This window comes from Burkholderia sp. F1 (assembly GCF_050813845.1).
In the GTDB taxonomy this organism is placed as follows: domain Bacteria; phylum Pseudomonadota; class Gammaproteobacteria; order Burkholderiales; family Burkholderiaceae; genus Burkholderia; species Burkholderia ubonensis.
Map to the genome: position 1 here is coordinate 673204 of NZ_CP172423.1, position 14506 is coordinate 687709.

General features: G+C 62.1%; 8 protein-coding genes and 1 pseudogene. 4 read left to right on the forward strand and 5 right to left on the reverse strand.

Going from position 1 to position 14506, the window contains the following annotated elements; all coding sequences use genetic code 11:
• Positions 1-83 precede the first annotated feature (83 nt).
• Complete coding sequence (locus ACFIMZ_RS37275; protein ID WP_431825688.1) at positions 84-3629, reverse strand: beta strand repeat-containing protein; 3546 nt, start codon at positions 3627-3629, stop codon at positions 84-86.
• Positions 3630-4117: 488 nt separating this feature from the next.
• Here ACFIMZ_RS37275 and ACFIMZ_RS37280 point away from each other — a divergent pair, with 488 nt between their 5' ends.
• The 3 genes from ACFIMZ_RS37280 to ACFIMZ_RS37290 all read left to right on the forward strand — a co-directional run bounded on the left by ACFIMZ_RS37280 (position 4118) and on the right by ACFIMZ_RS37290 (position 11116).
• The gene (locus tag ACFIMZ_RS37280) at positions 4118-4603 is read left to right on the forward strand and encodes a hypothetical protein (RefSeq protein WP_431825689.1); all 486 of its coding nucleotides are present in this window, start codon (positions 4118-4120) and stop codon (positions 4601-4603) included.
• A gap of 989 nt (positions 4604-5592) precedes the next feature.
• Positions 5593-8052 (forward strand): GH92 family glycosyl hydrolase, encoded by a 2460-nt coding sequence (locus tag ACFIMZ_RS37285; protein WP_431825690.1) that lies wholly within the window; start codon positions 5593-5595, stop codon positions 8050-8052.
• 67 nt (positions 8053-8119) lie between these two features.
• The gene (locus ACFIMZ_RS37290; RefSeq protein ID WP_431825691.1) at positions 8120-11116 is read left to right on the forward strand and encodes a GH92 family glycosyl hydrolase; all 2997 of its coding nucleotides are present in this window, start codon (positions 8120-8122) and stop codon (positions 11114-11116) included.
• 165 nt (positions 11117-11281) lie between these two features.
• Here the strand turns inward: ACFIMZ_RS37290 and ACFIMZ_RS37295 are convergent.
• The 4 genes and pseudogenes from ACFIMZ_RS37295 to ACFIMZ_RS37310 form a co-directional block, all read right to left on the reverse strand.
• Positions 11282-12028, reverse strand: a pseudogene (locus tag ACFIMZ_RS37295) (IS3 family transposase); the annotation flags it as partial.
• A gap of 77 nt (positions 12029-12105) precedes the next feature.
• Positions 12106-12504: a PIN domain-containing protein gene (locus tag ACFIMZ_RS37300; RefSeq protein ID WP_431825692.1), complete on the reverse strand. Its 399-nt coding sequence runs from the start codon at positions 12502-12504 to the stop codon at positions 12106-12108.
• Entirely contained in the window at positions 12501-12746 is a 246-nt protein-coding gene (locus ACFIMZ_RS37305) for an AbrB/MazE/SpoVT family DNA-binding domain-containing protein (RefSeq protein WP_059610068.1), read from the reverse strand. The genes ACFIMZ_RS37300 and ACFIMZ_RS37305 overlap by 4 nt, the downstream gene beginning before the upstream one ends.
• 103 nt (positions 12747-12849) lie before the next feature.
• A complete protein-coding gene (locus tag ACFIMZ_RS37310; RefSeq protein ID WP_431825693.1) occupies positions 12850-13188 on the reverse strand; it encodes a tyrosine-type recombinase/integrase in 339 nt (112 codons plus the stop codon).
• Positions 13189-13550: 362 nt separating this feature from the next.
• On the opposite strand from ACFIMZ_RS37310, the gene rbsK reads away from it, so the two are divergent.
• Positions 13551-14477 carry a ribokinase gene (gene rbsK / locus ACFIMZ_RS37315; protein ID WP_431825694.1) on the forward strand — a complete coding sequence of 309 codons (927 nt, stop codon included), beginning with the start codon at positions 13551-13553 and terminating at the stop codon, positions 14475-14477.
• Positions 14478-14506: the final 29 nt, after the last annotated feature.

The following is a 14506-nucleotide window of genomic DNA, read 5'->3' on the forward strand; positions in this document are numbered from 1 at the left end:
ACGGACTGGCGGCACGTACAAAAGCGCCGCCGCGCGGGGCCGCCGTCGACGGCCCGCGCTTGACATTCACTGCGTCGGCGCCTTTACGGCCTGTGCAGATGCGATGCGGAATACCCTTGGGCCAATACCGCTGTGTCGGCCGTCACCGGACTCGCCGGCGACATCCAATCCGCGCTCGAGCGATTTGCCGAAAACGCCGCCATCGCATGGATCAGTTGGCTGGCCTGAACATCGGTTGCGTTCTTGCCCGGCGTCCCAACCGGAGACGGCGGAACACTCGGCGTACCCGCCGCATGCGCCATCGACAGCATCTGCGCACGCGTCCACACCGTGCCGTCGGCGAACTGCAGTTGCGTCGCGCCCTGATTGCCTGCCGCCAGCATTCCGTCGAATGCGATCCTTTGATTGCCCGTCGCGCTATCGGTCAACAGCAAGTCCTTTCCGTTAGCGGAGGCACTCACCTTCAACGACGCCGCGGTGATCGTGGGATCGGACAGGACGATCGTTTCGCCGGCCCCTTGGACCGTGAGGTTCATGGTGCCGCTGCCGAGCGTCAGCACATCGTTATCGCCGACGATCGTGTCGTTCGTGCCGGTGAGCGTGACGCCGATGCCGTTCGCCGTCAGCGTGCTGCCGGACGTCGTCACGCTGTCACCGCTGCCCTTCAGCGTGAGGCTGCCGACGTAGGAATTGATGGTCTCGTTATTGCCGAAGACCACGTTGTTCCTCCCATAGACGTACAAGCTCAGGTTGTCGGCCGCGTATAGCACGTTGTTGTCGCCAGAGACGTCGGTGCCGCTCCGGTCCAAGGTAATGGTGCTGCCGTCAGCCCCGACGTTGTAGGCGCCATGCGTCGTGATGCGGTTGCCCGTTCCCTTGATACTGACCCGCCCGCCTTGGTTCACTACGATCCCGGCTGTATCGTTGCTCACCTCGACGTAGTTGGTCGAATTATTGTAAGGGTCCGTCGGCGCATTGATCGTCACCGCGTTGTCCGACCCGGCATACACGGTGTTTCCGCCGCCGCTCACCGTGACGCTGGCGCCGGCGACGAGCGTCACGGCGATCGCGCCCGAGGCCACCGTGTTGCCGGTGCCTTCCAGCCTCAGCGTCGAGACGCCGCCCTCGATCGTATTGTTGTCGCCGAACAACGTATCGTCATTACTGTTTTCGACGATCACGGTCCTGCCCGACGCCGTGATCGCGTTCTTATCGCCGGTAATCGAGGTGCCGTCGCCGGTCAACGCGATCTTGTTTCCGCTTCCGGTGATGTTGTCGTTGCCCGCAGCGGTGATGGCGTTTCCGCTGCCGTCAATCGACAGGTCGACGTTTTGGCCGAGCACGACGCTGTCAGAGCCGGAGACCTTGAGCGTGTACTCGTCGTGCCGGGTTCCAGCCTGCGCGGAAGTGATCGTGATCGCATCGCCTCCGCCGGAGACGATCGTGTCATCGCCACCGCCTAGCGTCAGACGGGATCCGGAATTTGCAAGCGTGAGCGTGGTGCGGTTGGCCGTGACGATGTCGCCGGTGCCCCGTAGCGTCAAGGAACCTTGGCCGAACGCCTCGATGGTTTCGCCATCGCCGACGATCGTTTCGTCGAGGTTCACGCCGGACAAGGTCATGGTGGCGTTGGCAATCGCGGTGATGTGATTGCCTTCGCCCGTTACGGTGACGTTGCTGCCGTTCAGTGTGATGTCGTCGTGGCTTGCTGTCAGGTTGTTGCTTCCGGCGGCCGTGACCGCGTTGCCGGCGCCGACGATCGTCGCCTTGACGTTGCGGCCCAGCACGATGCCCGTTGCTTTGCCGTCGGTTGTCCTGCCGCCGGCGGCATCGCCGTTCACGTTGATCGTCACCACGCCCGCGTCGCTGCCGATCGTGATCGCATCACCGGCGCCGGCCTTGATCGTGCCGCCGCCGTTGAAGGTCACGCTTGCATTGTCGATGAGGGTCAAAGTGCCGCCGCCGGAGACGACATCGCCGGTTCCTTTCAACGTCAGGCTGCCGCCGAAGACGATCACTTCGTTGTTACCGGTGATCGTGTCGTTCGTTTCATTGAGGATATTCACGCTGGCGCCGTCGGCGGCGACAATCCGATTGCCGCTGCCGAATTGCAAGAGCACGTCGTTGCCGGTCAGGACGATGTCGTCGCCGGTTGCGTTGTAGATGCTTGCTCTTGCGGCAGCCCTGATCGTGTTGCCGCTGCCGGAGAAAGTCGCTGCGGAACCCTGCGTCAAGGTAATGCCCGCGGCTTGGCCATCCGCGGCGACAAGGTTCGCGGAGTCGCCGCTCACGTTGACCGTATCGCTGGGGCCGGGGCCGACACTCGTCAGCGTAATGGCTTCGCCTGCACCGCCATTGATCGTAATACCCCCCATGTCGACGATATTGATGCTATCGCCTGCCACCAAATTGAAAACAGAGTCGTAGCCGTGGTAGGGCTCGTTGAGCCATGCAGCCGTCACCGTATTGCCGGTGCCGACCAGCGTCAGGTTCGCTGCGGGCGAAAAGCGCATCATATTGTATCGGTCCAGGGTGATCTGCAGATTGCTTCCCGTGATCGAGCTTGCTCCGGACGCGTTGATATCGATGAAGTTACCGTTGTCGTCGTATCGATACTCGAGCCGACCGACAAGGGTGCCGCCCGAGTAACTATCGATCAGGAGGAGCTTTCCGGACCAAAAAGCAGTTTGACGAGTCAGCACCCCTAACGGGTCGTATTCGGCTTGGGTCGACAGCATGCCGTCGACATATGTGCTGATCCGTGTGTAAAGCACTTTCCCGGAAGCGTCGGTGACGGTCGTGTCATAGGTATTCGCGCTGGTGTCGGCAACGGTAGTGGCAATTTGAGTGATCTTGCCGTTGGCATCCTTGTTGGTGACGGTGACGAGATGCGAGTCGGCCGGGCTGTTGTAGACGGTTGTCGCGCTGGAGTTATCCGCGTCAGTCACCGTGGACGACAGTAACGTGCCGCTGGCGTTGTAGAGATTCTCGGTGACCGTCGCGACCTTTCCGGTTCCGTCCTTGGTATAGGTATAACTGTCTGTCTGAATGATGTTGCCGGACTTGTCGTAGGACGTTATCTTGCCCACCGTGTCGTCGGTGTTGAAGGTTGCCGCGACGGTTGCGCCTCCGCTATCCCTGCCGTTATGGTTCGCGACGAAACTTTGGAGCGTTGCGCCATCGGGCGAGTTGACGGGAACGGATCCATTCTGGGAGATGGCGTTGTAAACGGATTTAAATGCATCTCCTATCTGGTAGCGATCGAGATAAAGTCCACCGATATTCAGCAAGTCACCTACAATAATCGCACCTACGCCAACGGCCTGACCACCAGGTATATAGCATGCAACGGCCCCGGCAGTTGCGACAAGATTGCCAGTTACGGCAAGGAGGTCTCCCAGCTGTATCGGCTTCCCAGACTGAACGTCGACGGTTATTTTCAATGCCGTAACCACGGCTGCGGCCGGGTTGGTTGCGATCGTTCCAGCCGGGTTCACCGAGCCGATCAACCCCACGATCTGACCACTCGAAGAGACGAGCGTCGCTCCTTCTTTCAGCCCGGCATTACTGGCGGAGAGCGTGTTGTCTCCGATAACAAGCAAAGTAATCGTAGATGTAACAGGATCCATGTTAAAGCACCGTCCTCATAATCAAGGCTGAAAACTTCAAGATTCCAACGAGTACCATTGCACCGATGATGCTCGCGACCAGACGGCGATGGGGCTTGCCATCAGCCGCCCAGGAGCAAAATCTATAAAGGCAAGTCCCGGATCGATCTTTTCTTAATAACCGTGCCAGCAGCCACAAAATACTGATCACCGTGGGCAGCAGCATGAATAATTCGACGATCGAAATTTGCCTGTCATGCTTCCCCATTGGAAAGGCCAGGCGATAAGAACAAGACAGAAAAAAACAAGTAACGGTCAATGTTGCCACAACATTTAGAGCAAGCAAAAGCCATTTCCTCACATCGACCCCGCACGTAATACATATGTCATTAAATTGAAAGAATGCGCCTTTGTCGCAGCGACACCGGTAACGCCAATTCGATGCCGAGCATGGTCGAAAAGATATACAAGTTTGCCGACTCCCGCCGGGAGGCATTCCCCGCGAGCTCATGCTGATGGTGAAAATTCAAACATTCATCAACAAAGTCGACATAGTTAAATATTTTGAAACAAACATAAGCGCCGGGCCAAAGGCATCCGGAAGTCTGGTGGTTTCAAGGGCGACATGCAACACCTCACGGATTACTGGCCGGGAAGCGCGGCCGTCGCAACTCGCGCAGCGCTTCGAACACACGCCGCATGACGGACGATTCAGCACGCTGCCCGCCGAACTCGCGCCGTTCTTCGATTCATGGCACAGCGCGGTGACGTTCCTGAGCCTGCAGCACGGCGCGGTTGCGCACGTCGAGGATTGCAATGGCCTCGCCCACGCCTGCATCGACCTGCCGATCGACGTCGAGGCTGTCAAGCCGCTCAGGCCGGTGGAGCCGGTCGGCCACGGCGAGTTCCTGCAGCGGATCGGCGCGGTCGGCGCGCCGTTCTGCTTCGTCGTTCCCGGCGTCGCGTTTCGTGTGCTGTCGGAACGGCTGATCTAGCGCCCGTTCGCGCGCCAAGGCGCGCGACACGATTCCGCACGCAGCCCACCCACGCGCTCGATACCTCGTCGAGCGCTGACATCCGGACGAACAGACGCGGCACCCGCGCCGGCGCACACACAAGGTAGGCCAAGGGAGCCTGCCGGTCGCATACTTGAAGAGCCAGTGGCACGTGATGCGAAACCGACGGCACTGGAGCAGCCGGATGTCGTGCGGCGACTAACAACGATTACTATCGGGGCGGCGTCAGGACGTAACGAAGAACCGGCTCGGCTGAAAGCGAAATAATGCGGCAAATCCAGCAGATCCGTGCAGCGGCCAAATCGTCCCCGAAAACGTGTCCAAAAACCCGTTCTCGGTCGCACGTGAAGCGCGCACGGCATGGCGTCTGGCGCGTTTTCGAGGATGCGAAAACGCGGGAATGCCCGCCCGATCAGGTGCTTATCAGCCAGTGGTTGAGCTGGATCGAGGACAGGATGGATTTACGACCTCCCGCCGCCGATGTCTTTAGGGTTAATCAATACGCGGACGACTTTCGGGCCGGTCGGCACGCCTGCCGACCGATACAGTCTGTAGACGCGTTTGCAATTGTCCCGCCTCGGTTTTCGGTTTCATGCTCGTATGACACATCACGCCTTATTTGTTTAACCTTCCAGCAAATAAGCATTGTTTAGATAAACACACCAAAAATAGGGAGAATTCCCTGGTGGAAGATATACGCTTCCCCAAGGCAAACTGCGGTGGACAGTGGAAAGCCGCATGTTTTTTAAATCAATGATATGGATACCTGAATGAACGGAAGGATGCATTGGGCGGTGGTAACCGCCATGACAATCGCCCTGATTACATCAGGATGCGGTGGCGACTCGGTCGAGTCCACGCCCGCCATACGTCTTGTTTCGGGAGCCGTGGTCAATCCTCCAGGAAATGGCGGCTCCGCCAATGCGAATCCCGAGACGACCGGTGGCAGCGATAACGCGCCCGCGTCCGTGAAGCGTAACGATATCGCTGGCCTGACGAAGTTCGTCAATGTCTTCATCGGCACGGGCGCGCCCAAGGCCGGCGGCCTTTTCCCGGGTAATCTGAACCCGGCGGCGCAAGCGCCGTTCGGCATGGTCAGCTTTGGTCCCGATACGCCCGGCAGCAGGTCGCCATGGGGTAACGGTTCCGGCGGTTACTACTACTCCGATACGACCATCGACTTTTTCAGCCTGACGCATCTGGCGGGCCCCGGTTGCCGCGGGCAGGGCGCCGTCGCAATGATTCCGGGCGGTGGTTCGCTGTCGTTCTCGCACGATGACGAGGTGGCGTCGCCCGGCTATTACGGCGTGACGACCAGCAATGGCATTCTCAGTGAATTCACGGCAACGACGCGTACCGGGATGGCGCGCCTCACCTATCCGTCCGGTTCGGCGCCGACCCTCGTCATCAATGCATTGCGCAGCAATGGCATGAAGTCGGGCGTTCCGACGACGCTGATACCGGACTCGGTCAACATCACGGTCGATGCCCAGGCGGGCGTCGTGTCCGGCACGACGGTGGTCGGTGCGTTCTGTGGCGGCACCTGGTACAAGCCGGTGAACTTCTACATCACGTTCGATACCCCGCTCGATCCGAATGCAACCAAAGTCGCCAACGGTGTCGCAACGCTCGTGTTCGTGCCCAAGGCCGATGGCGGCAAGACGACCGTGCAGTTGAAGGCCGGCATTTCGTCGGTCAGCGTGGCGAATGCCAGGCTGAATCTGACGACGGAAAACCCCGGCTGGTCGTTCGACAAGGTCAGGGGCAAGCTGGATGCGACCTGGAATAGCCGGCTCAACACGATCCAGCTCGATCTCGCCCAACCGGGTGCGATGGGAAGCTTTGGGGATGCGCAAGCCAAGACCGCGAAGGATTACGTCACGCAGTTCTATACGGCGCTTTATCACGCGATGGCGGGACCGACGGTCTACAGCGATGTCAACGGCGATTATCGCGGCATGCGCCAGGCCAATCTCGCCGATCCGTCGAACACGGCGCCCCGACGTGACACGGCCAACGTGTCGCAGTATCCGGTACCTGGCAATCCGAATGCGTACCGTACGCATTATTCGGGATTCTCGCTGTGGGATACGTACCGCTCGCTGACGCAATTGCAGGCGCTGATGTTCCCGGGCGAGACGAGCGACATGATGCAATCGCTCGTGGCCGATGCGAAGCAGTGCGGCGCGTTCCCGCACTGGGTGGACGGCAGCGACGACACCAAGCCGATGGAAGGAGACCACGCACCGAACGCGATCGCGGGTGCCTATGCGTTCGGCGCACGCGGCTTCGATATCGGCGCCGCTCGCAGGTACATGCTGCAATCCGCGTTCGGCACGGGCGGACCGGGCAGCCCGTTCGTCGAGGGCGCATGCAACAACATGGGCAGCGTCGACGACGGCGCCGGCGTGAACACGGTCGGCGACTTCTATCTGAAGAACGGCTATGTGTCGACCGAGGTTGCCGGAAGCCATCACGCGGGCTCGATGACGCTGGAACTGACCGCGACGGACACGTCGATCGGCAACTTCCTCGCCGCGCTTGGACGCACCGACGACGCGGGCACCGTCACTGCGCTGCGCAAGCGCGGCCGCAACTGGATCAACATCTTCAACGCGAATATTCCGTCCGGCAACAACTACTATGGTGAAACGAAGGGGCTCGTCACGAAGAACTCGAGCGGACAATGGGACTTCAGTCTCAACAACAATCGCGGCTTCCATGAATCAACCGAGCCGAACTACACCTGGACGATCGGCCATGACTACGCAGAGCTGATCAACCAACTGGGCGGCAACGCCGCGGCCATCGCGCGACTGAACACGTTGTTCGGCCTCAGCCAGACCGATCCGTTCAACGGCCCGTTGCCGAGCGCATCGACGCTCAACAGCGGCGAATCGGGCAGCACGCTGTACATCGGCAACGAGCCGTCGTTGCAGACGCCGTGGGCATACAACTGGACCGGCAGGCCGCAGCTCACGCAGCGCGTGATCCCGATCGTGATGACGCGGACCTTCTTCAACGCACCCGGCGGCCTGCCCGGCAACGACGACTTCGGCGCAACGTCCGGCCTCTACCTGTGGGCGAGCCTCGGTCTCTATCCGGTCGTGCCGTCGGCGCCTGGCCTTGCGATGTCGACGCCGCAGTTCAAGGGCATGACGGTCTGGCTCGCCGACGGCACGAAGAAGCTGCGCATCGAGTCCGACGACGAGGCGCTGCTGAACGGCAAGCCGTACATCAAGTCCGTGCGGCTCAACGGAAAGGCCTATCAGGGATCGTGGTTGCCGCTCGCGGCAATTGCCGACGGCGGCACGCTGACCTACACGTTGTCGTCCACGCCGACCGACTGGGCAACGGGTGCCGCGCTGGCGCCGCCGTCCGGCCCGGGCGCGGACTACACGAAGGCCGTCGCGAAACCGTCGCCCTGATCCTGTCGCAAGTCGAGGTTGCTGCGCGACGCGGTTGTCCTACTACTGCAAAATCAAAGGAGGAGGCATGAAGAGACGATACAACGCCGTATTGACTGCACTCCTGGCGAGCTTGCTGCTCGTCGGCTGCAACGGGGAAGACGACATGTCGCCTTCCAAGGTTTCGTCGACGCGTGCGGATGCCGCGCAGCCCGGGGCGGGCAGCCCGATCAGCCCGTCGGACAGCACGACCGTCGTCCCCGAGGAATCATACGTGCGGGCGGCGTTGACCCAGTACGTCAATCCGTTCATCGGCACCGCCAACGCCAGTGTCCGGGCGACCGACCCGGTGCCGGCCGGCGAGCGCGGCGGCACGTTCCCCGGCGCCACCACGCCGTTCGGCATGGTGCAGTGGACGCCGATGACGCCCAGTATCACGCCCGGCGGCGGGAAGGACACGCCGGTCGGCTATGTCTATACGGAGAACACGATCATCGGCTTCCCGCTCACGCAGATGAGCGGCGCGGGCTGCGACGGCAATTCCGGCGAACTCCCGGTCATGCCGGCACTCGATCCGGCCACCGTGGCATCGAACCTCGTCAAGCCGGCGGCGAACTTCAAGCATGAGAACGAAACCGCGTCGCCGGGCTACTACCGCGTCGCGCTGAACGACGGCATCAAGGTGGAGCTGACCGCGACGACACGCACCGGCTTCGGGCGTTTCACCTTTCCCGACAGCGCGCAGGCGCCTGCGCTCGTGATCGACGCCACGCGCACGAACACCAAGGCATCGACGACCGGCAGCATCGGCTATGCGGCCAACGATGCGCTGCAAGGCTCGACGGTTGGCGGCGGCTTCTGCGGCGCACCGAACTACACGGTCTATTTCTACATCCGGTTCGACCGCAACATCGACAAGACGGCGACCGACCTCGGCAACGGCAACGCGAAAGTGCGCTTTGCCGCGAAAAACGCGCCGATTCAGATGAAGGTGGCGTTGTCGTACGTCAGTATCGACAACGCGAAGCGGAACCTGGATGCGGAAAATCCCGCGACCAACTGGGATTTCGACGCCGTGCGCAAGGCCGCCGACGACAAATGGAACGATCGGCTGAATACGATCCAGGTGGATGGCGGATCGCTCGTCGACAAGCGCAAGTTCTATACGGCGCTGTATCACTCGATGCTGTCGCCGAACGTCAACAGCGACGTCACCGGCGACTACATCGGCTTCGACAGGAAGGTTCACCGGGTCGAGAGCGGCCGCACGCAATACGTGAACTATTCGAACTGGGACACGTATCGAAGCCTGATGCCGTTGCTCGGCATGCTGTTCCCGCACGAGACCAGCGACATGCTGCAGTCGCTCGTGACCGACGCCGACCAGTGCGGCGCGATTCCGCGCTGGTCGCCGATCAACGTCGACCAAGGCATCATGCCGGGCGACTCCGGCGTGCCCGTCATCGTCGGCGGCCATGCATTCGGCGCCACGGCCTTCGATACCGCGGGCGCACTGAAGTACATGAGGCTGGCCGGCAACAAACGCGTGGTTCGTTGCGGCAACACGATTCCGCGCGACGGCGATGACCGGATGGGCGATCACCTGACGCGCGGTTTCGTCTCGCTCAGCCGAGGGTGGTGGGCCGGCTCGCTCACGCCCGAATTCAGCGCCGTCGACTTTGCGATCGCATCGTTCGCGAAATCGCTCGGCAACGAACCGGCCTATCGCCAGTTCCTCGCGCGCGCCGCGCAGTGGAAGAACATGTTCAATGCGCAGCAGAAGCAGATCCTGCCGCGCTTCGACGACGGCAGCTGGAAACTTTCGCCGATTGCGAACCAGGACATGGTCGAGGGCAACGCCGAGCAATATACGTGGATGACGCTGCACGACACGCGCGAACTGTATGCGCTCATGGGCGGAAACGACGCTGTCGTGAAGCGACTGGATGCGTACTTTTCCAACCTGAACGCCGGCATGTCGCCGCCGAATTTCTATATCGGCAACGAGCCAAGCTTCGCTTCGCCGTGGCACTACAACTGGGCCGGCGCGCCGTGGCGCACGCAGAAGGTGGTGCGCGACATCGTCAACGGCAATCCGGGCGAGAACATCGCCGCCGTGTTCAGCGACGGCCCCGGCGGGCTGCCCGGCAACGACGATCTCGGCGCGGTATCGTCGTGGTACGTATGGGCCGCGCTCGGTGCGTACCCGGCCATCCCGTCCGTCGGCGGGCTCGCACTGCACTCGCCCGTGTTTCCGAAGGCCGTCGTTCGCTGGGCGGACGGCACGAAGCAACTGGTCATCAACGCGATCGGAGCCGGCCCCGACTCGCGCTACATCCAGAGCGCTTCGCTCAACGGCTCCGCATTCGACGCGCCGTGGATATGGCTGCGGGACGATCTGCGCAAGGGGGCGAGACTCGATATCGCGATGGGCAGCGAGCCGTCGAAATGGGGCGCATCCGCCGCCGGGAAATTGCCGTCCTATGGCCTCGACGGATTCACCGGCATCGCCGATGCGCTCAACAACACCGGCATCGGCGCGAACGGTTCGAGGCCGGACCTCGCCGCCGAAGGCTATACGTTCGATGGATCGGGATGGCGATATTCGCGGGAGGCGCTCGCCGCGGTCGGCGCGGCGCCGGGTGCGCAGCTCGCATTCAACGGCCTGGCGTTCGTCTGGCCGGACGGCAAGATGGGGCTGGACAACATGGTCGTCCAGGGGCAGACGATCACGTTTTCGACACCGTTGCGCGGCACGTCGCTGTCGCTGCTCGGCAGCGCGACCAATGGCCCGTCCACCGGCAAATTGACCGTCACCTATGTCGACGGCACGCAGGCGGCATTCGATCTGACATTCGACGACTGGACGCTGAACGGCGGAAGCAGGCAACCGGGCGCCTACAACACGGTTGCGCTGTCGACGCCGACGCGCGTGCAGATGGATGGCAGCGCGGATAATGTATCGGCCAAGGTGTTCCAGTGGACGCAGGCTATCGATCCGACCCGGGCCGTGAAAAGCGTCACGTTCCCGTATCAGGTCAGCAGCGGGCGTCAGCACGTGTTTGCGATAGCGGTTGGCGGCTGACCGTGACGTGGCCTGCCTCCAGATTGCGATGGCTCCGGATGCAGGCCAAATTTCCATTCGGACGGGCGTGCGCGCTCGTTGGCTTGAATCGACGGACGTTTCGGCGGCCGGTGCCGGGAGATGCCGACTGGACTTGCCCCTGCATGACCGGACAGGCGATCACGCTTAGGTTGGAGAATTTGCTTGGTGGCGAAACTCGCGTGGCGAACGGTATTTCAGGGCGCTGTGCGGATGCGACTCGTTGTAGTGGTCGAACGCAATGGCCAAGTTTTGCAGCGCCGTTCTGACGTCGGGCTTGGGCATCCACGAAACGTAATCGCGCTTCATCGTTTTGACGAAGCGCTCAGCCATCCCGTTGCTCTGCGGACTTCTCACGGGTGTCGTGACGGGTTTCAAGCCGATTTGCTGCGAGCACGTCAGCGTCTCGCCGGCAATGCAGCAGGAACCGTTGTCGCTCAGCCACGCGATTTCGCCGTCAGTTCGCAGTGCGCCGTGGAAGCGGCTTTCGACAGCCTGAAGCATCACATCGCGCACCATGTCGCCGGTGTAGCCTCCCGTGGTCGCGGCCCAGCTCATGGCTTCCCGGTCGCAGCAGTCCAGCGCAAAGCTGACGCGCAAGGGCGCGCCGTCGTCGCAGCGGAATTCGAAACCGTCCGGCCACCAGCGCACGTTGCTCCTGTCCACGGCAACCTTGCCATCGTGCCCACGGGTAGATGGGGCATGACGAGGTCGGCGTTCGAGCAGCAGGCCGTGGCAACGCATGACGCGATAAACCCGTTTTGCATTGACACGAGGGCGGCCCAGCGTGTCCCGGCTTCGTCTCAGCAGCGCCCATGCGCGTTGGTAGCCGTACGTGGGCAGGTCTGCAACCAGTGCTCGCAGCTCGATGACGAGCGGAATATCGTCCAGGGCAGGCGTCTTGCTGCGAAAATGGAGGTCCTGTACTCGTGGATACTCTCCGTTTTCCAGTTTATCGGCTCGTGCCGTGATTACTTAATCAACTGCATCCCTGCGACCTTCGAGGCCGTCACGTCGAAAGTAGCCGTGAACTCGCACCCGGCTACATGCCCTGAACGCTCGATCAAGCAGTCCGCGAAATCTGACTTCGCAGACGCCACAAAAACCCGAAGCGCCTTCCGCACCGTGTCCGCGCCTTCAACGATCAATTCCTTGGTGCCGATCATCGAGTCGATGATGTCTTTCATCTGCCCTCGCTCGACACCATAGCAGCGCCCGAGTACCCACACGACCTCGACCAGTGCGACCTGCGAAACGTACCCCGGCCGCTCGGCCGACAGGGACTCCATCAGCGCCGTCGCCTTCTTCGACTGAACGACGTCGTCCTGGGCAAAGTAGCGAACCAGCACGTTCGTATCCAGTCCGATCATCGTGCGGATGCCCCCTGCTCGGCGATGGCCCGATTCATGTCTTCGACCGACACCGGTTTAGCGGGCTTCTTCACGATGCCCTTGAGCGACGCGAGCGAGCGCGTGGCCGGGTAGATCTCATACCGGCCGGTCGTCTCATTGAAGCTGAATTCGATCCGGTCTCCCGACGCCAGGCCAAGCTGATTGCGCACGTCCACAGGGATCGTGACCTGGCCCTTCGAAGTGATAGTTGCTGCTGTCATGGTGATACCTCCAATATTCCTTACTTTAAGGTAAGGCAAATCGAAAAGCAAGGGTGAACCGCAGACGTACCGAACGGCAAATGACCGCCGAGATTGGCCGGCATCACTCGCCGAGATCAATCTCGGCGACGGCTTCCCGCCGATCGCGTTCCGACACGTCCAAATAGGGCGAGACGTGATCGAGATGCGAATGGCCCAAGAGGATCTGTACCGTATCAAGCGAGTGGCCTTGCGCGACCAGGCGGCTCGCAAAGGTCCGGCGGCCGCTGTGGCTGCTGCAGCCGGCCCTGAGGCCTGCAGCGCGATACAAGCTGGTGACGTAACTCTGCAGGCTGTCGGCGGCCAGGTATTCGACGGGATCTCCGGCAAAGTTCACGTGGCGCTTCACGCTCAGCTCGAACGGGCCACCTTTCTGCGTGAGAATCAACCGTGTGCGAGGCATGAGGCCTCGATACTCGCGACGATCCAGCGACACGCCGGCACTACGACGATACCGCCACTCGACATAGCGGTCGAAGGCTTCGAGTGCCCTCGGATGTGAGAGGAAGATGCAGCGCGGCCGACAGCCCTTGGTGATAAAGCCTGGCTGTCCGGCGCCCGCGTGCTGCAGGGGGCCGGGGCAGAAGCGAGCGCTCGATCGACACGACTTTAGTTGTGTGAGCGGCCTCGCGGCGGCAACGTCCGCCCGTGACCCCCATCACATACAAAGATTGCATTTTCACATTTTGTGTTATTTTATTATCATACATTCGCGGCCTGCCCCCTCCCCGGCATCCGCCCCAATCATTCCAAGGAAAACAACGCATGGAGACAATCGCGGTCATCGGCAGCAACATGGTCGATCTGGTGACCTACGTCACCCGCATGCCCGCGCGCGGCGAAACGCTCGAAGCGCCCGGCTTCGAGCTCGGCTGCGGCGGCAAGGGCGCGAACCAGGCCGTCGCGGCCGCGCGCCTCGGCGCGCGGGTCGTGATGGTGACGAAAGTCGGCGACGACGTGTTCGCCGACAACACGATCCGCAACTTCGAGCGCGCCGGCATCGACACCGAGCACGTGCGCAAGGTGCCCGGCGTGCCGAGCGGCGTCGCGCCGATCTTCGTCGAGCCCGATTCGAGCAACAGCATCCTGATCGTCAAGGGCGCGAACCGCCACCTGAAGCCCGCCGACATCGACGCGGCCGCGCCGACGCTGCGCGAATGCGGGCTGATCGTGCTGCAGCTCGAGATCGAGCTCGACACCGTCTATCACGCGATCGCGTTCGGCGCGCGGCACGACATCCCGGTGCTGCTGAATCCCGCGCCGGCCGTGCCCGACCTCGATTTCGAGCGGATCCGCCCGGTCGAATTCTTCGTCCCGAACGAAACCGAGCTCGCGATCGTGTCCGGCTTGCCCGTCGATTCCCCCGCAACCGCCGCGCGCGCCGCCGCGTCGCTGGTCGAGCGCGGGCTCAGGCAGGTGATCGTCACGCTCGGCGACCAAGGCTCGCTGCTCGTGTCGCGCGACGGCGTGCGCCACGTGCCGGGCGTCAGCGTCGACGCGCGCGACACCACCGGCGCGGGCGACGCGTACATCGGCTGCTTCGCGCGCTACTACGTCGAAACGCGCGACGCCGCCGCCGCGATGCGCTACGCGTCCGCGTATGCCGCGCACTCGGTGACCGGACTCGGCACGCAGAAGTCGTACGCCGACGCCGCCACCTTCGAACGCTTCATGCGCGACGCCGGTCTCTGACGGCCGCGACGCGACGTCCAAAGACGAGA